This is a genomic window from Leucobacter sp. M11 (genome assembly GCF_035726885.1).
GTDB lineage: Bacteria > Actinomycetota > Actinomycetes > Actinomycetales > Microbacteriaceae > JAPFRB01.
Map to the genome: position 1 here is coordinate 1 of NZ_JAPFRB010000043.1, position 253 is coordinate 253.

At 75.1% G+C, this 253-nt stretch carries 1 protein-coding gene; it reads right to left on the bottom strand.

Annotated elements, in window-relative coordinates:
• The coding region (locus OOT08_RS18940; protein WP_325094450.1) for a sigma factor at positions 1-253 on the bottom strand (253 nt) is incomplete at both ends.

The window sequence follows — 253 nt, forward strand, 5'->3', positions numbered from 1 at the left end:
GCTCTCGAAGGCCCCCCGCTCGGGGTCGAAGCGGTCGATGGCCTTGACCAGGCCGAGCGCCGCGACCTGGCGGAGGTCCTCGATGGACTCCCCGCGGTCCCGGAACCGTCCGGCGATGCGGTGGGCCATGGGCAGCCATGCCGTGACGAGTTCGTCGCGGACGGCGTCGCGTTCGGGTCCGTCCGCCAGCCCCGCCAGGCGCCCGAAGAGGACCATGGTGTCGGGGGCGTCGTCGTGGCGGCGGCGTGCGGGG